Origin of the sequence: Nissabacter sp. SGAir0207 (genome assembly GCF_005491205.1) — a bacterium.
GTDB lineage: Bacteria > Pseudomonadota > Gammaproteobacteria > Enterobacterales > Enterobacteriaceae > Chimaeribacter.
Genome location: NZ_CP028035.1, coordinates 803,378 through 822,599, shown reverse-complemented (window position 1 = coordinate 822,599; position 19,222 = coordinate 803,378). Strand labels below are relative to the sequence as shown.

14 protein-coding genes, 3 tRNA genes and 3 rRNA genes are annotated in these 19,222 nt (G+C 55.5%); 7 read left to right on the top strand and 13 right to left on the bottom strand.

The genetic code is table 11. The features are described 5' to 3' along the window. Positions 1 to 28 precede the first annotated feature (28 nt). The 3 genes from puuE to C1N62_RS03595 are packed head-to-tail and all read right to left on the bottom strand — an operon-like array spanning position 29 to position 2,500. Entirely contained in the window at positions 29 to 991 is a 963-nt protein-coding gene (gene puuE / locus C1N62_RS03605; protein WP_137762338.1) for an allantoinase PuuE, read from the bottom strand. Between the two features lie 24 nt (positions 992 to 1,015). Further along, positions 1,016 to 1,765 (bottom strand): allantoin racemase, encoded by a 750-nt coding sequence (hpxA, locus tag C1N62_RS03600; protein ID WP_137762337.1) that lies wholly within the window; start codon positions 1,763 to 1,765, stop codon positions 1,016 to 1,018. A 3-nt stretch (positions 1,766 to 1,768) separates the two neighbouring features. Beyond that, the gene (locus C1N62_RS03595) at positions 1,769 to 2,500 is read right to left on the bottom strand and encodes a GntR family transcriptional regulator (protein ID WP_137762336.1); all 732 of its coding nucleotides are present in this window, start codon (positions 2,498 to 2,500) and stop codon (positions 1,769 to 1,771) included. Positions 2,501 to 2,695: 195 nt separating this feature from the next. Here C1N62_RS03595 and C1N62_RS03590 point away from each other — a divergent pair, with 195 nt between their 5' ends. Then, entirely contained in the window at positions 2,696 to 4,210 is a 1,515-nt protein-coding gene (locus C1N62_RS03590) for an NCS1 family nucleobase:cation symporter-1 (RefSeq protein WP_137762335.1), read from the top strand. 46 nt (positions 4,211 to 4,256) lie between these two features. Here C1N62_RS03590 and C1N62_RS03585 read toward each other — a convergent pair. Both C1N62_RS03585 and dnaQ read right to left on the bottom strand, forming a co-directional pair. Then, positions 4,257 to 4,333 (bottom strand) — tRNA-Asp (locus C1N62_RS03585). A gap of 135 nt (positions 4,334 to 4,468) precedes the next feature. After that, positions 4,469 to 5,200 carry a DNA polymerase III subunit epsilon gene (gene dnaQ / locus C1N62_RS03580; RefSeq protein ID WP_137762334.1) on the bottom strand — a complete coding sequence of 244 codons (732 nt, stop codon included), beginning with the start codon at positions 5,198 to 5,200 and terminating at the stop codon, positions 4,469 to 4,471. A 55-nt stretch (positions 5,201 to 5,255) separates the two neighbouring features. Here dnaQ and rnhA point away from each other — a divergent pair, with 55 nt between their 5' ends. After that, positions 5,256 to 5,720, top strand: coding sequence for a ribonuclease HI (rnhA, locus tag C1N62_RS03575; protein ID WP_137762333.1), 465 nt, complete (start codon positions 5,256 to 5,258; stop codon positions 5,718 to 5,720). Here rnhA and C1N62_RS03570 read toward each other — a convergent pair. Beyond that, positions 5,717 to 6,436 (bottom strand): methyltransferase domain-containing protein, encoded by a 720-nt coding sequence (locus tag C1N62_RS03570; RefSeq protein ID WP_137762332.1) that lies wholly within the window; start codon positions 6,434 to 6,436, stop codon positions 5,717 to 5,719. The two genes, rnhA and C1N62_RS03570, sit on opposite strands and share 4 nt — an antisense overlap. A gap of 42 nt (positions 6,437 to 6,478) precedes the next feature. Here C1N62_RS03570 and gloB point away from each other — a divergent pair, with 42 nt between their 5' ends. Then, positions 6,479 to 7,234: a hydroxyacylglutathione hydrolase gene (gene gloB / locus C1N62_RS03565; protein WP_137762331.1), complete on the top strand. Its 756-nt coding sequence runs from the start codon at positions 6,479 to 6,481 to the stop codon at positions 7,232 to 7,234. Between the two features lie 70 nt (positions 7,235 to 7,304). Then, positions 7,305 to 8,675 (top strand): murein transglycosylase D, encoded by a 1,371-nt coding sequence (gene mltD / locus C1N62_RS03560; protein ID WP_137762330.1) that lies wholly within the window; start codon positions 7,305 to 7,307, stop codon positions 8,673 to 8,675. Positions 8,676 to 8,733: 58 nt separating this feature from the next. On the opposite strand, the gene C1N62_RS03555 is transcribed toward mltD, so the two are convergent. Beyond that, positions 8,734 to 9,537, bottom strand: a complete 804-nt coding sequence (locus C1N62_RS03555) for an endonuclease/exonuclease/phosphatase family protein (RefSeq protein WP_137762329.1) — start codon at positions 9,535 to 9,537, stop codon at positions 8,734 to 8,736. 350 nt (positions 9,538 to 9,887) lie between these two features. Between C1N62_RS03555 and C1N62_RS03550 the strand changes: the two genes are divergently transcribed. Beyond that, entirely contained in the window at positions 9,888 to 11,042 is a 1,155-nt protein-coding gene (locus C1N62_RS03550) for an oligogalacturonate lyase family protein (RefSeq protein WP_137762328.1), read from the top strand. Positions 11,043 to 11,184: 142 nt separating this feature from the next. On the opposite strand, the gene C1N62_RS03545 is transcribed toward C1N62_RS03550, so the two are convergent. The 6 genes from C1N62_RS03545 to gmhB all read right to left on the bottom strand — a co-directional run bounded on the left by C1N62_RS03545 (position 11,185) and on the right by gmhB (position 17,316). Next, positions 11,185 to 11,261 (bottom strand) — tRNA-Asp (locus C1N62_RS03545). A gap of 81 nt (positions 11,262 to 11,342) precedes the next feature. Continuing rightward, positions 11,343 to 11,458 (bottom strand): 5S ribosomal RNA (rrf, locus tag C1N62_RS03540). An 87-nt stretch (positions 11,459 to 11,545) separates the two neighbouring features. After that, positions 11,546 to 14,454, bottom strand: a 23S ribosomal RNA gene (locus C1N62_RS03535). 211 nt (positions 14,455 to 14,665) lie between these two features. Next, positions 14,666 to 14,741 (bottom strand) — tRNA-Glu (locus tag C1N62_RS03530). A gap of 81 nt (positions 14,742 to 14,822) precedes the next feature. Next, positions 14,823 to 16,364: ribosomal RNA gene (locus C1N62_RS03525) — 16S ribosomal RNA — on the bottom strand. Together the 16S, 23S and 5S rRNA genes with 2 tRNA genes alongside form the textbook arrangement of a ribosomal RNA operon. A 385-nt stretch (positions 16,365 to 16,749) precedes the next feature. Beyond that, positions 16,750 to 17,316, bottom strand: coding sequence for a D-glycero-beta-D-manno-heptose 1,7-bisphosphate 7-phosphatase (gene gmhB, locus C1N62_RS03520; protein WP_137762327.1), 567 nt, complete (start codon positions 17,314 to 17,316; stop codon positions 16,750 to 16,752). A gap of 189 nt (positions 17,317 to 17,505) precedes the next feature. Here gmhB and metN point away from each other — a divergent pair, with 189 nt between their 5' ends. Then, positions 17,506 to 18,537, top strand: a complete 1,032-nt coding sequence (gene metN, locus C1N62_RS03515) for a methionine ABC transporter ATP-binding protein MetN (RefSeq protein WP_137762326.1) — start codon at positions 17,506 to 17,508, stop codon at positions 18,535 to 18,537. Beyond that, positions 18,530 to 19,183: a methionine ABC transporter permease MetI gene (locus C1N62_RS03510; protein ID WP_137762325.1), complete on the top strand. Its 654-nt coding sequence runs from the start codon at positions 18,530 to 18,532 to the stop codon at positions 19,181 to 19,183. The genes metN and C1N62_RS03510 overlap by 8 nt, the downstream gene beginning before the upstream one ends. Positions 19,184 to 19,222: the final 39 nt, after the last annotated feature.

Genomic DNA, 19,222 nt, shown 5'->3' with positions numbered 1-19,222 from the left:
ACGCCAGCCCTCGGGCCAGCGCCACGGGTCAAGGCTGGTAGGGGTGCTCGGCGCGCCAGTGGTCGGCGATATCCTGCCGACGGCAGATCCAGACGCGCTCATGCTGCTGGATATAGTCGAGGAAGCGTTGCAGCGCGCGGAACCGCCCCGGCCGCCCCAGCAACCGGCAGTGCATACCGATGGAGAGCATTTTCGGCGAGGTTTCGCCCTCGGCATAGAGCACGTCGAAGCTGTCTTTCAGGTAGGTGAAGAACTGTTCGCCGGTGTTGTAGCCCTGCGGTGAGGCGAAGCGCATGTCATTCGCCTCCAGGGTGTAGGGGATGATCAGGTGCGGCGCGCGGCGGCCATCACTGAGCGTGACCTCGCTCCAGAACGGCAGATCGTCGCCGTAGTAGTCGCTGTCATACTGGAAGCCGCCGTGCTCCACCACCAGCCGACGGGTGTTTGGGCTGTCGCGGCCGGTGTACCAGCCGAGCGGCGCGCGGCCAAACAGATCCTTCAGGATTGCCACCGCCTGCGTCAGGTGCTCGCGCTCGCGCGCCTCCTCCATCTGCTGGTAGTGGATCCAGCGCCAGCCGTGGCTCACCACGTCATACTCCGCTGCCTTGATCGCCTCAACCACCGCCGGGTTGCGCGCCAGTGCCATCGCCACGCCAAACACCGTCAGTGGCAGGCCACGGCGCACAAACTCCTGATGGATGCGCCAGAAACCCGCGCGCGAACCATATTCATAAAGGGAGTCCATCGACATATGGCGCTCAGGGTAGCTGGCCGCGCCAATGATGTCTGACAGGAACTGCTCCGAACCGGCATCGCCGTGCAGGACGTGGTTCTCTCCGCCCTCCTCGTAGTTCAGGACAAATTGCACCGCGATGCGCGCCCCGCCCGGCCAATTGGCGTGGGGCGGCTTACCGGCGTAACCCATCAGGTCACGCGGGTAGTGTTCAGTAAAGGCATAGTCGGGCTGGCTCTCTCGTCGGTTGTCGTGCATAACCACTCCTTGTGATGGAAAAACTTACCGTTCATTCAAACCGGCAAAGCGCCCGGAGAGCGGCTTTGCCAGCGGATAGGCCAGATCGCCCTGCTTGCTGGTGCGCAACCCCAGCGCCGCCAGCGCCTCAATCATCTTGACCGCGGCACTGACGCCGTCGATCACCGGCACCCCCAGCTCATGGGTAAGCTGGCGCGCCAGATCCGCCATGCCGCCGCACCCCAGCACCACCGCCCCGCTGCCATCGCGCTCGATCGCCTGAATGCACTGCGCGCGCACCTTCTCCTGCGCCACACCGCTGCCATCCTCCAGCGCCAGCACCGGCAGGTCGATGGCGTGCAGCTCGGCGCAGTGGCGCTCGAAGCCATACTGATGCAGCAAATGGCGGGCAATCACCAGAGTGCGCGGCAGGGTGGTGACGATGGAGAAGCGCGTGGCCACCAGCGTGGCGAAGTGCATTGCCGCCTCGGCAATGCCAATCACCGGCGCGCGCGCCAACTCCCGCGCCGCCAGCAGGCCGGGATCGCCAAAGCAGGCGATGATGTGCCCATCCACCCCCGCCTCACGCCCCAGCCGCACCTGCTCCAGCACCCCCAGTGCGGCCACGGCCTCATCAAAATGGCCCTCAATCGAGGGCGCGCCCTCCTGCGGGCAGACTGCCAGAATCTCATTGCCCGGCGCGGCCACCACGCGGGCGGCGGCGGCGATGGTGGCGGTCATCGCCTCGCTGGTGTTGGGATTGATCACCTGAATCACTAATGGACGGGGAGGCATGGTTTACTCCTTACTCGGTAGGGTCGCCTGGAACGGCGCGAAGATGCGCGCGAAGTCCGGCAGGGTATCGCCTGCTGGCTCAAAGCGCAGGCTGCCGACAATGGCGTCAAAGTGGCGGTGCATCTGGGCCACCAGCGCGTCAACATCGCGCTTTTTCAGCAGCGCCAGCAGGGCATCGTGGTCAAGGCAGCGGCAGCCCTGCTGCCAGGGCGCGCCCCATGCCGCCACCACCAGCGACGATCGCAGCGTGAGCTGGGAGACCAGCTCGGTCAGTACCGCGTTGCCGGAGATGGCCTGCAACTGCACATGGAAGGCCGCCGAGAGCCGGATTGCCGCCGCGCCGTCGTGCGCCTCATGCGCCTGCTGCTCCTCACTGACGATATTGCGCATCGCCGCCAGATGCGGCGGCTGGCAGTGGGCCACCACCGCTGGCAGGTTGGCGCACTCCAGCATTCGCCGGGTGGCGAACAGATCGCGCGAGGTGTCGATGTCTGGCGTGGCGACCTGCGCACCACGCTTGGGCGTCAGGGTGATCAATTGCACTGCGGCAAGGCGCTGCAATACCCGGCGGATGCCGGTGCGGCTGACGCCAAACACCTCGGCCAGCGCCTCCTCGGGCAATTTGCTGCCCGGCAGTAGCTGGTGCTCGACAATTGATGTCACCAGCGCGTTGAAGATGTGATCGTCCTTATCCAATGTGAAGTAGGCTGAATTCAGCCCGTCCCAGCTTGTCATCGCGTCACTCCGTATACCGTTTATTGCTCAAATCGTATACACAGCATTTCCATTCTGTATACAAAAAGAACACCTTTTTTACTTAGCTTTAAAAATCTGGCCTGGATCCTGCACCGTTGCTGCCACTGTTTTTGTATTCGGGCGTTCGCGCCTGACACCCACAAAAGTGGCCTGTCCTGTAGAGGAGCACGTTTTATGCCAAATCTGGAAACCCATGCCGCCGGGAGTGATACCCGGCCCAATGCCGCCAGCATCAAGCCCTTTTACAGCCCGAAGCTGTGCAACGAGGATCTGGCTCCGACCAAAAACCAGAGCTGGAGTTGGTACAACATCTTTTCGTTCTGGATGTCTGATGTACACAGCATGGGGGGCTATGTGGTGGCCGCCAGCTTCTTCACGCTGGGGCTGGCGAGCTGGCAGGTGCTGATCTGCCTGCTGGTGGGCATCTGCATCGTGCAACTCTGCGCCAATCTGGTGGCGAAGCCGAGCCAGATGGCTGGCGTGCCCTATGCGGTGATTTCACGTCAGGCATTTGGCGTGTTCGGCGCCAACATCCCAGCGGTGATCCGTGGGCTGATCGCCTTCGCGTGGTACGGTATCCAGACCTATCTGGCGGCCAACGCGCTGATGCTGGTGCTGCTGAAGTTCTATCCCTCGCTGGTGCCGTTGACCCACAGCCAGTGGCTGGGGCTGTCGACGTTGGGCTGGATCTGCTTTGGCATCATGTGGTTGTTGCAGGCGATGGTGTTTTGGCACGGCATGAACGCCATCAAGCGCTTTATCGACGTCGCAGGCCCGGCGGTCTATGTGGTGATGCTGGCGCTGGCCGGCTGGATCCTCTACCAGACCGGGCTGGATAACCTCTCCTTTACCCTCTCCAGTAAGGTGCTGACACCCGGCCAGCAGACCTGGGAAATGATCACCGCCACCGCGCTGGTAGTCTCCTACTTCTCCGGCCCGCTGCTGAACTTTGGCGACTTCTCGCGCTATGGCAAAAACATGCAGGAGATCCGCCGCGGCAACCGCTGGGGGCTGCCTTTCAACTTCCTGCTCTTTTCGGTGGTGACGGTGGTGATTGTGTCGGGGACGCAGAGCCTGTTTGGCCAGATGATCACCGACCCGATTGAGACGGTCAGCCGCGTCGGCAACAGCCTGGCGGTGGCCATTGGCCTGCTGACCATGATTACCGCCACCATCGGCATCAACATCGTGGCGAATTTTGTCTCACCGGCGTTTGATTTCTCCAACTGCGCGCCGCAGAAGATCAGTTTCCGTACCGGCGGGATGATCGCCGCCGTTGGCTCGGTGCTGCTGACGCCGTGGAACCTCTTCCAGTCGCCGGAGTTGATCCACTATACGCTGGATGTGCTGGGTGCCTTTATCGGGCCGCTGTTTGGCATCCTGGTGGCGGATTTCTATCTGGTAAAACGTGGCAAGGTGCACACGGATGACCTGTTCAACGCCACGCCCGCCGGGCGCTACTGGTATCGTAATGGCTTTAACCCGAAGGCGATTGCCGCGCTGCTGCCAGCGGTGGCGATTGGGTTGGTAATTAGCTTCACACCGGGGCTGCACGCGGTGGCGAACTTTAGCTGGTTTATTGGGGTAATTTTAGGTGGCGGGGCTTATCGGCTGATTACACGCCGCGAAACCGCAACGGCCGCTGCGCCAGCTTACCTACAGGCGGGGATGGGGGAAGAGACGCGCTAAAACGACGAAACCCTGAGTTATTGCTAACTCAGGGCTTCTGAATAGTTGGCGGTGCGGACGGGACTCGAACCCGCGACCCCCGGCGTGACAGGCCGGTATTCTAACCGACTGAACTACCGCACCGCGCTGTTGTTCCGGTTGAGAACGAGGCGAATATTACGGTCAGCCCGTGCATCCGTCAATGCTTTTTCTTTTAAAAAGATTCGTTTGCACGCTTTTTCCACAATCCGCCGATTAATGCTGCAAGACGCGGAAAATTCAACCGCGCCACAGGCAGCTTCCGCCCTTCTTCATCACCAGATCGAGCCGCGATTCATGGGCGACAACCTCTTCATCACTGGCGTAAACCACGGTCAGCCCACTGCTCGGGCGCGCAATGCGTTGGATACCCTGCTCGGTGTTCTGCGCCTGATTCTCCCCCTCCATCGAAAATGAGAGCGAGGTCTGGCCGCCGGTCATCGCCAGATAGACTTCCGCCAGGATTTCGGAGTCAAGCAGCGCGCCGTGCAGCGTACGCTTGGTGTTGTCAATCTGGTAGCGATCGCAGAGCGCATCCAGGTTGTTGCGTTTGCCGGGGAACAGCTTGCGCGCCATCAACAAACTGTCGGTGATGGTGCAGAAGGTGTCGGTTTTCGGCAGGCCACGCTTCAACATGCCGAACTCGTAGTCCATAAAGCCGATATCGAACGAGGCGTTATGGATCACCAGCTCGCCGCCGCGGATAAAGTCGAGGAACTCGTCAGCGACGTCCGCAAAGGTCGGTTTGTCCGCCAGAAACTCATCGCTGATGCCGTGAACGCCATAAGCCTCCGGGTCGACCAGTCGGTCTGGCTTCAGGTAGACATGGAAATTGCGTCCGGTCAGGCGGCGGTTGATCACTTCAACCGCACCGATCTCAATAATACGGTGTCCTTCGTAATGCACCCCCAGCTTGTTCATGCCGGTGGTTTCCGTATCCATAACAATCTGTCGTGTAATTGCAGTGCTCATAGGGTTGGTTTTGTGTCAGACTTGGCTTTTACATTGAAGGAAGAGTCTACCAGAGATGCGTAAACAGGTAGAAATTTTCACCGACGGTTCTTGCCTTGGCAATCCCGGTCCCGGTGGCTATGGCGCGATTTTGCGCTACAAGCAGCATGAAAAGTGTTTCAGCGCCGGTTACCGGCTCACGACCAACAACCGGATGGAGCTGATGGCCGCCATCGTCTCGCTGGAGGCACTCACCTCCCCCTGTGATGTGGTGCTCAGCACCGACAGCCAATATGTGCGTCAGGGGATCACTGGCTGGATCCATAACTGGAAGAAGCGTGGCTGGAAAACCGCGGACAAAAAGCCGGTGAAGAACGTCGATCTCTGGCAGCGGCTCGATACCGCCATCTCTCACCACCAGATTACCTGGGAGTGGGTCAAAGGACATGCCGGTCACCCGGAGAATGAGCGTTGCGATGAGCTGGCACGCGCCGCCGCCAATGCGCCCAGCTTTGAGGATATCGGCTACCAGCCAGCCTAAGGCAGGTCGCGATAACTCTTTACGGCACCCACGGCCCGGCTCAGGCTGGGCTTGCGCAGGCCAACGCGCTTGGCCGTAGGCGTCAATGGCAAAGTCCGTTTGCGGGCCACCATCACCCCCACACACCCCAACGCCGGCAGGTGGGCGCTCAGCATCTTTCCGCCCTGCCGACCCCACGGCAACACATGTACCCGTGAATGATACATCACTTCGTAATTCAGCAAGCCAAGCCAGTCGAGCAGCCGCATCTGGGTAAACATCTGCGCCGCCATCGGTTGCCGATGGCGTACCCACGGCAGTAGCTTTCCCACACCCAGTAAACTGAACAAGTTAAAGTTGGTCATCACCAGCCAGCCGTCATCAATCAACACCCGATCCACCTCGCGCAGAATACGGTGCGGATCGCGCGCATAGGCCAGTGTATGGGCGATCAAACAGGCATCAACGGACTTTTCGGCAAACGGCAGCTGGACGGGGTCGGCCAGCACCTGTAGTCCCTCGCCGCACAGCCCTACGTTGACCTGATGAGAGATCGGGCACTTTTCACTGTCGATGCCAGCGCTCAGGTTGCCAAGCTTTAGCAGATGATAACCATACATTTTTGGCCACCACGGCTGCAGCTGCTGCTCCAGCGCGGCGCGAAATGCCTCGCCTCGGGGAATCTCTTCCCAGGAGCGCGGCAGGTACAGAGTGTTGGACGGCGGCAGGGTTTGCATGTTTTATTATCTTCTTTCAAGCGTTTGCCAACGAGGTGTTCTATGAATCTTATCAGCATTCCCGCTCTACAGGATAACTACATTTGGTTGCTTGATGACCAGCAGGGTACGGTCATTATTGTCGATCCCGGCGAGGCGGCACCGGTGCTGGCCGAGCTGCGCCAGCGGAACCTGACACCCACTGCCATTTTGTTGACGCACCACCATCATGACCATGTGGGCGGCGTCGCTGAGATTATTGATTGCTATCCGCAGGTTACTCTTTATGGCCCGCAGGAAACCGCCAGCAAGTTTACTCAGAATACTCTGAAACAGGGTGATGAGATCACGGTAGGGCAGCAAACCTACCAGATTTTCGAGGTGCCGGGGCACACTTTAGGCCACATTGCGTACTACAGCGCGCCTTATCTGTTTTGTGGTGACACGATGTTTTCAGGCGGTTGCGGACGACTTTTCGAAGGCACCGCACAGCAAATGTACCAGTCGTTTCAACAGTTAACCGTTTTACCAGAAGATACATTAGTATGCTGCGCGCACGAGTACACCCTCAGTAATCTTAACTTTGCGCATCATATTTTACCCACTGATCGCGATATAGAAACATACCGTCAACAAGTGCAAGAAACACGTAAAAAAGGGCTACCAACAGTACCTACAACCCTCAATTTAGAGCACAAAATTAACCTATTTTTACGTTGCCATGATACTGATTTACAAAAGAAATTAGGATTTATCCTACCAGTTAGTGAGCCTTGGCAAGTTTTCGCCCGTTTACGCGAGCGGAAAGACAGTTATTGAACCTTTTTCTTGTGTTGTTTGGGGAAGCAAAGTATTATCGGACGTCTTTTAAGCGACTATTGACACACACATGAAGGCTAAAGCGATACTACTCGCCTCCGTGTTGCTAGTGGGTTGCCAGGCGTCCAGGCAGGACGCGATGCCACCAGAACAGCACGCACAGAGTTTGTCTTCAGCTGGTCAAGGTGAAGCAGGAGAGTACACAGGAGCCGGTCGAGAGACCACGGCACGATGGTTGGGCAGTGACAATGACATTGCGCAGCAAGAGGACTTGTGGAACTTCATTAGCGACGAGCTGAAGATGGAAATTCCGGATAACACCCGGATCCGCGATCAAAAAAAGCGTTATTTAAAACAGAAGAGCTATCTCCACGATGTAACATTACGGGCAGAGCCGTACATGTACTGGATTGTCGAGCAGATTAAGCAACGTAAGATGCCGATGGAACTGGTACTGCTACCCATAGTGGAGAGCGCTTTTGACCCCAGGGCTACGTCTTCCGCCAATGCCGCAGGGCTATGGCAGATTGTACCGAGCACGGGTCGCACATATGGTTTGAAACAGAACCAGTGGTACGACGGTCGCCGCGATGTGGTGGCCTCGACAACGGCTGCGCTTGACATGATGCAGCGTCTTAACCGCATGTTTGATGGCGACTGGTTGCTGACCGTCGCAGCATACAACAGCGGCGAAGGCCGCGTTATGCAAGCCATTAAAGCGAATAAAGCGAAAGGTCGGCCAACAAACTTCTGGGCATTGGCGCTCCCCCATGAGACGTCCATCTATGTTCCGAAGATGTTAGCGCTTAGTGATATTCTTAAGCATAGCAAACAATATGGGATCCGCCTGCCGAAAGCGAACGAGAGCCGTGCCCTCGCCCGCGTAGAGGTAGGTCAGCAGATGCAGCTGACACAGGCAGCCGAGATGGCTGGCATGTCACTCACTAAGCTGAAATCCTTTAACACCGGCTATAAGCAAGGTGTGACGGCGCCAAACGGCCCGCACTATATTTTGGTACCGAAAGCCCATGCTGATCAGTTGAAGGATTCGCTGGCGGAGAGTGACATTGCCGCCGTCGAGACCAAACTGGCCAAGAACAGCACGGTTTCCGGTTCCACTTATAAAGTGCGTCCGGGTGACACCCTGTCTGCGATTGCTGCGCGACTAAACGTGACAACGCGTGATTTGCAGCGTTGGAACAAACTGGGCCGCTCTAACGTGGTCAAGGTGGGCCAAAGCTTGCAGACTGCTGACAACAGCACGGTGTCAGCTGGCAGCATCACCTATCAGGTGCGCAAAGGGGATTCGTTGGCGAGTATCGCTCGACGTCATGGGGTGAATATCAGCGATGTTATGCGCTGGAATACTATCTCCAATAACCTGCAGCCGGGTGACAAGCTGACGTTGTTTGTGAACAACAAAATGACGCCAGATACTTAAGTCAGATATCCACTGAGTTCTTAAAAAAGCATCCTTCGGGATGCTTTTTTTATGTCTCTTATCCCTCTTCCCCACCCTCTTGCGGAACAAATTCAACCAGCAAGGGGTTGTGATCCGACGCTCGCGTCACCAGCACAGAGGCCGTTTTGACGTCCAGGCCGCGATAGAATACAAAATCCAGTGGCTTGCCAAATGCGCGCCGACGATGGTCATCCGTAAAGCTGACTTCCGCCAGCCCGGCATCACGGGCAAAATTGAATAGCGCATTCATACGCTGCCGGCTCCAGGCGTTGAAATCCCCGGCCATAATAACCGGGCCGCGATGGGAAGCTAGCTGCTCACCAATCGGCCCCAGCTGCTTGCTGTAGACATCCACACCAATGCTGAAATTGACGGCATGGATATTCACTATCATCAGCAATTGGCCATTTAGCAGGGGATAGACGGTAATCAAGGCCGACTTAGCCAAACGTAGCAATGGTTCCCGTTCGCGCAAAGGGCAGCAGTAGACCGGATGAGCCGCAGCCAGCGTCATCACACCCGAGGGGTGCTGTGGCAAGGAAATAGCGGGTACCTGATCGGCTGCCAAATAGTGTGAGGTGGCGAACTTAATCAGCTCAGGCGTCGTTTGAGCCTCCTGCAAGAGCACAAGCTGCGCCTCCTTCCCAAAGTTTTTCAGCACCGAGAGCCACTCGGCCCGCTGCTGCTTGAAGATATTCCACACCATCACGCGCAGAATCTGTGAGTTTGGCAACGCCTCGCCAGGCGGCAAGGCCTGCCCCAATTGCGCTACCGCACCAGGAAAGATGCGTTCAACTGGTTGTCCGGCAACATACCTCATTGCATATGTTTTCTTCCGCACGCTGAAACTTTCTCCCTTACATAATGGGGCTGGCTGGCTTTAATACCCAGCCGTATAGGTCTGAGTATACGCATAGAGTCAGCACAGGAAAAACCTGTTTTGCCACCACCGGGCGCTAACGGTGCGATCGGTATCCCCCACCCTCCTCCCCCAGTCGAATGCCACAATCTGGCTAGTAGAGATCGGCAGACTAATAAGGTGAGAATAAATTGTGATCCTGCTAACAGAGTAAGGGCGAAAATCCTCCTCACTTAAGATAACTGAGTATGATTCATCACAATATTGAAATGATGTTTCAAAAATAGAGGCTGTATGAAATCGCCCTACCCTGTTATCTGAGGAGACGTGACGTGGCTAAAGGTTCTGTTATTGCACTGGATTATCATACCTATCAAGATGCTGGTACAGGCGTTGAGGTCATTCGACTGACCCCACCCGATGTTCTGTGTCACCGCAATTACTTTTATCAAAAGTGTTTTACCCGAGCGGGTGACAAGCTGCTGTTTGCCGGTGAGTTTGAAGGAAATCGCAACTATTACCTGCTGGATCTGGCCAAGCGAAAAGCCGTGCAACTTACTGAGGGCAGCGGCGACAATACCTTCGGCGGGTTTCTTTCTCATGACGATCGCTATCTCTATTACGTCAAACATGAACGCCGTTTGCAGCGGGTAGACCTATCGACTCAACATGAAGAGACCATCTACGAAGTACCTGAAGAGTGGGTAGGCTACGGTACGTGGGTTGCCAATAGCGAGTGTACCAGCCTGGTAGGGATTGAGATTGATCGTAAGGATTGGGTACCGCTGACAGACTGGAAAGTCTTCCAAACCTTCTTCACTCGTCAGCCACACTGCCGGCTGCTGCGAATTGATCTGAACAGCGGCAAGTCACATGTCATCCACGAAGCCAACGCCTGGCTGGGCCACCCTATCTATCGTCCTTACCATAATGAGACAGTGGCGTTCTGCCATGAAGGCCCACACGATATGGTCGACGCCCGTATGTGGCTGGTAAATGAAGATGGCTCTCATGTACGCAAAGTCAAAGAACATGCTGAAGGGGAGAGTTGTACCCATGAGTTCTGGGTACCTGATGGATCGGCACTGATCTATGTCTCCTACTTGAAGAACCAACCGGATCGTCAGATTTGGCGCTTTGATCCTGACACGAATACTAACGAAATAGTGATGACTATGCCGGCATGTTCACACCTGATGAGTAACGAGACAGGAACGCTATTAGTAGGAGATGGTGTGGGCACACCTGTGGATGTGCAAGATGCTAAGGGTTACAGCATTGATAACGATCCCTGGCTCTATCTGTTTGATGTACACAGTAAGACGCATAAACGTATTGCAGCTCACAATAGTTCATGGCGAGTGTTGGATGGCGATCGTCAGGTCACGCACCCCCACCCTTCATTCACGCCAGATGATAAACAGATCCTGTTTAGCTCAGATTTTGAGGGTAAACCGGCTATCTATCTTGCGGCGTTACCCAACTGACAGGTTGCTTAAGAGTAAAAGAGGAGGAACTGACGCAATAAGAGCAGCGACGTGAGGCTCAAAGAGGTGATAATCAGAAAAGCAGTGTGGCGAAATACAATGCAAAAAGCCCTGAGCTAATGCTCAGGGCCTATGCAATAAGTGGCGGTGCGGACGGGACTCGAACCCGCGACCCCCGGCGTGACAGGCCGGTATTCTAACCGACTGAACTACCGCACCACCGATTCTTTTACGTTAACAGAGAGGTCATTCTGTTAACCGGTGTCACTGGTCTGTCTGTCGACAGACGCTAAATTGGATGCCTGGCAGTTCCCTACTCTCGCATGGGGAGACCCCACACTACCATCGGCGCTACGGCGTTTCACTTCTGAGTTCGGCATGGGGTCAGGTGGGACCACCGCGCTCGTGCCGCCAGGCAAATTCTGTGCTCTGACCGCCCAACGGGCCATCAGATATCTGAACCAAGCTGAATATCGCGTCTCTGAAAACACCTTCGGTGTTGTAAGGTTAAGCCTCACGGGTCATTAGTACCGGTTAGCTCAATGCATCGCTGCACTTACACATCCGGCCTATCAACGTCTTCGTCTTAAACGTCCCTTCAGGGGACTCAAGGTCCCAGGGAAGACTCATCTTGAGGCAAGTTTCGCGCTTAGATGCTTTCAGCGCTTATCTTTTCCGCACTTAGCTACCGGGCAGTGCCATTGGCATGACAACCCGAACACCAGTGGTGCGTTCACTCCGGTCCTCTCGTACTAGGAGCAACCCCTCTCAATCTTCCAACGCCCACGGCAGATAGGGACCGAACTGTCTCACGACGTTCTAAACCCAGCTCGCGTACCACTTTAAACGGCGAACAGCCGTACCCTTGGGACCTACTTCAGCCCCAGGATGTGATGAGCCGACATCGAGGTGCCAAACACCGCCGTCGATATGAACTCTTGGGCGGTATCAGCCTGTTATCCCCGGAGTACCTTTTATCCGTTGAGCGATGGCCCTTCCATTCAGAACCACCGGATCACTAAGACCTGCTTTCGCACCTGCTCGAGCCGTCACTCTCGCAGTCAAGCTAGCTTATGCCTTTGCACTAACCTCACGATGTCCGACCGTGATTAGCTAACCTTCGTGCTCCTCCGTTACTCTTTAGGAGGAGACCGCCCCAGTCAAACTACCCACCAGACACTGTCCTCACCCCGGATAACGGGGCCGAGTTAGAACATCAAACATTAAAGGGTGGTATTTCAAGGTTGGCTCCATGCAGACTGGCGTCCACACTTCAAAGCCTCCCACCTATCCTACACATCAAGGCTCAATGTTCAGTGTCAAGCTATAGTAAAGGTTCACGGGGTCTTTCCGTCTTGCCGCGGGTACACTGCATCTTCACAGCGAGTTCAATTTCACTGAGTCTCGGGTGGAGACAGCCTGGCCATCATTACGCCATTCGTGCAGGTCGGAACTTACCCGACAAGGAATTTCGCTACCTTAGGACCGTTATAGTTACGGCCGCCGTTTACCGGGGCTTCGATCAAGAGCTTCGCGTTGCCGCTAACCCCATCAATTAACCTTCCGGCACCGGGCAGGCGTCACACCGTATACGTCCACTTTCGTGTTTGCACAGTGCTGTGTTTTTATTAAACAGTTGCAGCCAGCTGGTATCTGCGACTGGCTTCAGCTCCGGGAGCAAGTCCCTTCACCTACATGCCAGCGTGCCTTCTCCCGAAGTTACGGCACCATTTTGCCTAGTTCCTTCACCCGAGTTCTCTCAAGCGCCTGAGTATTCTCTACCTGACCACCTGTGTCGGTTTGGGGTACGATTTCGTGTTACCTGGAGCTTAGAGGCTTTTCCTGGAAGCAGGGCATCAGCTACTTCACCACCGTAGTGGCTCGTCATTGCGCCTCAGGGTTAACAAGAAAGCGGATTTACCTGCCTTCTCCCCCTACACGCTTAAACCAGGACAACCGTCGCCTGGCCAGCCTAGCCTTCTCCGTCCCCCCTTCGCAGTAACACCAAGTACAGGAATATTAACCTGTTTCCCATCGACTACGCTTTTCAGCCTCGCCTTAGGGGTCGACTCACCCTGCCCCGATTAACGTTGGACAGGAACCCTTGGTCTTCCGGCGAGCGGGCTTTTCACCCGCTTTATCGTTACTTATGTCAGCATTCGCACTTCTGATACCTCCAGCAGACCTCACAGTCCACCTTCGCAGGCTTACAGAACGCTCCCCTACCCAACAACGCCTAAGCGTCGCTGCCGCAGCTTCGGTGCATGGTTTAGCCCCGTTACATCTTCCGCGCAGGCCGACTCGACCAGTGAGCTATTACGCTTTCTTTAAATGATGGCTGCTTCTAAGCCAACATCCTGGCTGTCTGTGCCTTCCCACATCGTTTCCCACTTAACCATGACTTTGGGACCTTAGCTGGCGGTCTGGGTTGTTTCCCTCTTCACGACGGACGTTAGCACCCGCCGTGTGTCTCCCGTGATAATATTCTTCGGTATTCGCAGTTTGCATCGGGTTGGTAAGCCGGGGTGGCCCCCTAGCCGAAACAGTGCTCTACCCCCGAAGATAAATTCACGAGGCGCTACCTAAATAGCTTTCGGGGAGAACCAGCTATCTCCCGGTTTGATTGGCCTTTCACCCCCAGCCACAAGTCATCCGCTAATTTTTCAACATTAGTCGGTTCGGTCCTCCAGTTAGTGTTACCCAACCTTCAACCTGCCCATGGCTAGATCACCGGGTTTCGGGTCTATACCTTGCAACTAGACGCCCAGTTAAGACTCGGTTTCCCTACGGCTCCCCTATACGGTTAACCTTGCTACAAAATATAAGTCGCTGACCCATTATACAAAAGGTACGCAGTCACCCTGATAAATCAAGGCTCCCACTGCTTGTACGTACACGGTTTCAGGTTCTATTTCACTCCCCTCGCCGGGGTTCTTTTCGCCTTTCCCTCACGGTACTGGTTCACTATCGGTCAGTCAGGAGTATTTAGCCTTGGAGGATGGTCCCCCCATATTCAGACAGGATGTCACGTGTCCCGCCCTACTCATCGAACTCACAACTTGTGTATTTTTGTGTACGGGACTATCACCCTTTACTGTGCGACTTTCCAGACGCTTCCACTAACACACAAACTGATTCAGGTTCTGGGCTGTTCCCCGTTCGCTCGCCGCTACTGGGGAATCTCGGTTGATTTCTTTTCCTCGGGGTACTTAGATGTTTCAGTTCCCCGGTTCGCCTCACTGCACTATGTATTCATGCAGAGATAGTGTGACGTATCACACTGGGTTTCCCCATTCGGGTATCGTCGGGTATAACGCTTCATATCAGCTTACCGACGCTTATCGCAGATTAGCACGCCCTTCATCGCCTCTGACTGCCTAGGCATCCACCGTGTACGCTTAGTCGCTTAACCTCACAACCCGAAGATGTTTCCATCAGGGTGTGATTATTTGAGAGACTCTCTTACATGCGCCATCTCTCAAGACTTCTACGGAGAGAGACAGGGCTGTAAGGTTTCAATTTTCAGCTTGTTCCAGATTGTTAAAGAGCAAATATCGTAAACCTGACTCGTAAGTCAGCTTTAAGATATCGGTTGATAATGTCTTTCACCCATCATCAGCAAGTGGCGTCCCCTAGGGGATTCGAACCCCTGTTACCGCCGTGAAAGGGCGGTGTCCTAGGCCTCTAGACGAAGGGGACACATGGTCAGCTTCGCAGACGCTTTGCTCGTACATCTATCAGACAATCTGTGTGAGCACTGCACAGTCAAATATCTCTAGGTAAGGAGGTGATCCAACCGCAGGTTCCCCTACGGTTACCTTGTTACGACTTCACCCCAGTCATGAATCACAAAGTGGTAAGCGCCCTCCCGAAGGTTAAGCTACCTACTTCTTTTGCAACCCACTCCCATGGTGTGACGGGCGGTGTGTACAAGGCCCGGGAACGTATTCACCGTGGCATTCTGATCCACGATTACTAGCGATTCCGACTTCATGGAGTCGAGTTGCAGACTCCAATCCGGACTACGACGCACTTTATGAGGTCCGCTTGCTCTCGCGAGTTCGCTTCTCTTTGTATGCGCCATTGTAGCACGTGTGTAGCCCTACTCGTAAGGGCCATGATGACTTGACGTCATCCCCACCTTCCTCCGGTTTATCACCGGCAGTCTCCTTTGAGTTCCCGACCGAATCGCTGGCAACAAAGGATAAGGGTTGCGCTCGTTGCGGGACTTAACCCAACATTTCACAACACGAGCTGACGACAGCCATGCAGCACCTGTCTCAGAGTTCCCGAAGGCACCAAGGCATCTCTGCCAAGTTCTCTGGATGTCAAGAGTAGGTAAGGTTCTTCGCGTTGCATCGAATTAAACCACATGCTCCACCGCTTGTGCGGGCCCCCGTCAATTCATTTGAGTTTTAACCTTGCGGCCGTACTCCCCAGGCGGTCGATTTAACGCGTTAGCTCCGGAAGCCACGCCTCAAGGGCACAACCTCCAAATCGACATCGTTTACAGCGTGGACTACCAGGGTATCTAATCCTGTTTGCTCCCCACGCTTTCGCACCTGAGCGTCAGTCTTCGTCCAGGGGGCCGCCTTCGCCACCGGTATTCCTCCAGATCTCTACGCATTTCACCGCTACACCTGGAATTCTACCCCCCTCTACGAGACTCTAGCTTGCCAGTTTCAAATGCAGTTCCCAAGTTAAGCTCGGGGATTTCACATCTGACTTAACAAACCGCCTGCGTGCGCTTTACGCCCAGTAATTCCGATTAACGCTTGCACCCTCCGTATTACCGCGGCTGCTGGCACGGAGTTAGCCGGTGCTTCTTCTGCGAGTAACGTCAATCGGTAAGGTTATTAACCTTACCGCCTTCCTCCTCGCTGAAAGTACTTTACAACCCGAAGGCCTTCTTCATACACGCGGCATGGCTGCATCAGGGTTTCCCCCATTGTGCAATATTCCCCACTGCTGCCTCCCGTAGGAGTCTGGACCGTGTCTCAGTTCCAGTGTGGCTGGTCATCCTCTCAGACCAGCTAGGGATCGTCGCCTAGGTGAGCCATTACCCCACCTACTAGCTAATCCCATCTGGGTTCATCTGATGGCGCGAGGCCCGAAGGTCCCCCGCTTTGGTCTTGCGACGTTATGCGGTATTAGCTACCGTTTCCAGTAGTTATCCCCCTCCATCAGGCAGATCCCCAGACATTACTCACCCGTCCGCCGCTCGCCGGCAAAGTAGCAAGCTACTTTCCGCTGCCGCTCGACTTGCATGTGTTAGGCCTGCCGCCAGCGTTCAATCTGAGCCATGATCAAACTCTTCAATTAAAAGCTTGATGTGCTACACAAGGTAGCGATGCTCAAAGGTTACTGTTTGAATTTTACTTCAGTTAGTCACTCTTCAAGACTTAATATTTTGTGCATCCGAGGATGCTTGATATCGTCTTGTGAGTGCCCACACAGATTGTCTGATAAATTGTTAAAGAGCAGTGAGTTACGCGCTTTCGCTTGCTAACTCGAGGTGGCGTATATTACACTTTCCTCTTTCAGAGTCAACCTCTTTTTTCAGAAGTTTTTTCTCTTTCGCTCCGGTCGCTTCGTGAAGTGAATCACTTGCGCCGTGTCGATGGAGGCGCATTATAGGGAGCCGGTTCGGAATGACAAGCGAAAATCATCACTTTTATTTCGTTCGTCTATTTTTTGAGCGAAGCGTCTAGTTTTTCCGCTTTTTGATGGCTTCTGGCAGCTCAGCAAGGCTATTCAGCACCCAATCCGCACTGCTCTCCCCTTCTGCGGTGACCGGCTTGCCGCTTCTGACCAGCACTTTAGTACCGACACCAGCGGCCAGACCCGCCTGCATGTCTTCCAATTTGTCGCCCACCATATAAGAAGCGGCCATATCAATCTCCAGCTCCTGTTGCGCGGCCAGCAGCATACCCGGCTGCGGTTTACGGCAATCGCAGGTTTGACGGTAAGCCTCTACTTGCGCTTCTGGGTGGTGCGGGCAGAAGTAGATACCGTCGAGATCGACATCCCGGTCAGCCAGCGACCAGTCCATCCACTCTGTCAGCGTCATAAACTGATCTTCAGTAAAGAGGCCACGCGCAATGCCAGATTGGTTGGTAACGACGATGAGGGCATAGCCCATCTTTTTGAGTGCCTGACAGGCTTCAATGACGCCATCAATAAATTGGAAATCATCGATCTCATGAACGTAACCATGATCGACATTTAATGTACCGTCACGGTCGAGAAAAATTGCGGGAACTTTGTTTGCCACGTCTTTGCTCCTGATGGCTGAAAAACCTGATCAGTATCGCACGTTTTTCCGGGGGGTGAGAGGGGCAGCAACGGCAATCGCGTTGACTTGGACGTCTAGACACCTTACCATCCGCACCATACTCCGGCGCCTGCCGTCAGGGGTGATGTTCCATCAAGCCACAGGCAACCGCGACAATATAAGAAGAACATGATCAGACTTTCTAATATTACTAAAGTGTTTCAGCAGGGTTCGCGCGCCATTCACGCGCTCTCTGACGTGTCGCTGCACGTCCCTGCCGGACAAATCTATGGGGTTATCGGGGCCTCCGGCGCCGGTAAGAGTACCCTTATCCGTTGTGTAAACCTGCTGGAGCGCCCCACCAGCGGGAAAGTTCTGGTGGACGGCACGGATCTGACCACCCTTTCGGCCAGCCAGCTGGTGCGCGCACGCCGCCAGATCGGCATGATCTTCCAGCACTTCAACCTGCTCTCCTCGCGCACCGTGTTTGGCAACGTGGCACTGCCGCTGGAGCTGGACAACACCCCCGCGGCGGACATCAAGCGTCGCGTCAGCGAACTGCTGGAGCTGGTTGGGCTGGCGGACAAGCATGACGCTTACCCGGCCAACCTCTCTGGCGGCCAGAAACAGCGCGTAGCGATTGCCCGTGCGCTGGCCAGCAACCCAAAGGTGCTGCTGTGTGACGAAGCCACCAGCGCCCTGGACCCGGCTACCACCCGCGCCATTCTGGAGCTGTTGAAAGACATCAACCGCCGTCTGGGTCTGACCATCCTGTTGATCACCCATGAGATGGATGTGGTGAAGCGCATCTGTGATCAGGTGGCAGTGATCAGCGGCGGCAAGCTGATTGAGCAGGATAAGGTGAGCGAACTCTTCTCCCACCCGAAAACCCCGCTGGCGCAAGCCTTCATCCAGTCCACGCTGCATCTGGATATCCCGGACGACTATGCCGAACGGATGGTCGCGGAGCCAGCGGAGGGCCGTGTGCCCCTGCTGCGTCTGGAGTTCACCGGCCAATCCGTGGATGCGCCGCTGCTCTCTGAGGCCGTGCGCCGTTTCAATATCAATAACAACATTATCAGTGCCCAGATGGATTATGCTGGCGGCGTGAAGTTCGGCATCATGCTGACCGAACTGCATGGCGACAGCGCAGCAACCGCGGCGGCCATTACGTTCCTGAAGGAGCATCATGTGAAAGTAGAGGTGCTGGGTTATGTCTGAGGCAATGATGTGGCTGCTGGGCCGTGGCGTCTGGGAGACGATGATGATGACCTTCGTCTCCGGCTTCTTTGGCTTTGTGATTGGCCTGCCGGTGGGCGTGCTGCTTTATATCAGCCGTCCTGGGCAGATCAGCGAGAACGCCAAGCTCTATCGCCTGCTGTCGGCGCTGGTTAACATTTTCCGTTCGATTCCCTTTATTATCCTGCTGGTGTGGATGATCCCGTTCACGCGCATCATCGTCGGCACCTCCATTGGCCTGCAAGCGGCGATTGTGCCGCTGACCGTGGGTGCCGCGCCCTTCATCGCCCGTATGGTGGAGAACGCGCTGCTGGAGATCCCTACCGGTCTGATTGAAGCGTCGCGCGCCATGGGCGCCACCCCGCTGCAGATCATCAAGAAGATCCTGTTGCCGGAAGCGCTGCCCGGTCTGGTGAACGCTGCCACCATTACGCTGATTACCCTGGTGGGCTACTCGGCGATGGGCGGTGCGGTCGGTGCCGGTGGCCTTGGCCAGATTGGATACCAGTATGGCTATATCGGCTATGATGCTACCGTCATGAACACGGTGCTGATTCTGTTGGTGGTACTGGTCTATCTGATCCAGTTCGCCGGTGACCGCATCGTCAAGGCAGTCACACATAAATAACGGTCTTCATAATAGCGCCCCGCGGGGCGCATAATTAAT

Bases quoted from the DNA above. Each gene is read 5' to 3' on its own strand.
- mltD (WP_137762330.1), top strand. From the start codon at position 7,305: ATGAAGGCTAAAGCGATACTACTCGCCTCCGTGTTGCTAGTGGGTTGC.
- metN (WP_137762326.1), top strand. From the start codon at position 17,506: ATGATCAGACTTTCTAATATTACTAAAGTGTTTCAGCAGGGTTCGCGC.
- C1N62_RS03590 (WP_137762335.1), top strand. From the start codon at position 2,696: ATGCCAAATCTGGAAACCCATGCCGCCGGGAGTGATACCCGGCCCAAT.
- C1N62_RS03570 (WP_137762332.1), bottom strand. From the start codon at position 6,436: ATGCAAACCCTGCCGCCGTCCAACACTCTGTACCTGCCGCGCTCCTGG.
- puuE (WP_137762338.1), bottom strand. From the start codon at position 991: ATGCACGACAACCGACGAGAGAGCCAGCCCGACTATGCCTTTACTGAA.
- C1N62_RS03595 (WP_137762336.1), bottom strand. From the start codon at position 2,500: ATGACAAGCTGGGACGGGCTGAATTCAGCCTACTTCACATTGGATAAG.
- dnaQ (WP_137762334.1), bottom strand. From the start codon at position 5,200: ATGAGCACTGCAATTACACGACAGATTGTTATGGATACGGAAACCACC.
- hpxA (WP_137762337.1), bottom strand. From the start codon at position 1,765: ATGCCTCCCCGTCCATTAGTGATTCAGGTGATCAATCCCAACACCAGC.
- rnhA (WP_137762333.1), top strand. From the start codon at position 5,256: ATGCGTAAACAGGTAGAAATTTTCACCGACGGTTCTTGCCTTGGCAAT.
- gloB (WP_137762331.1), top strand. From the start codon at position 6,479: ATGAATCTTATCAGCATTCCCGCTCTACAGGATAACTACATTTGGTTG.
- C1N62_RS03510 (WP_137762325.1), top strand. From the start codon at position 18,530: ATGTCTGAGGCAATGATGTGGCTGCTGGGCCGTGGCGTCTGGGAGACG.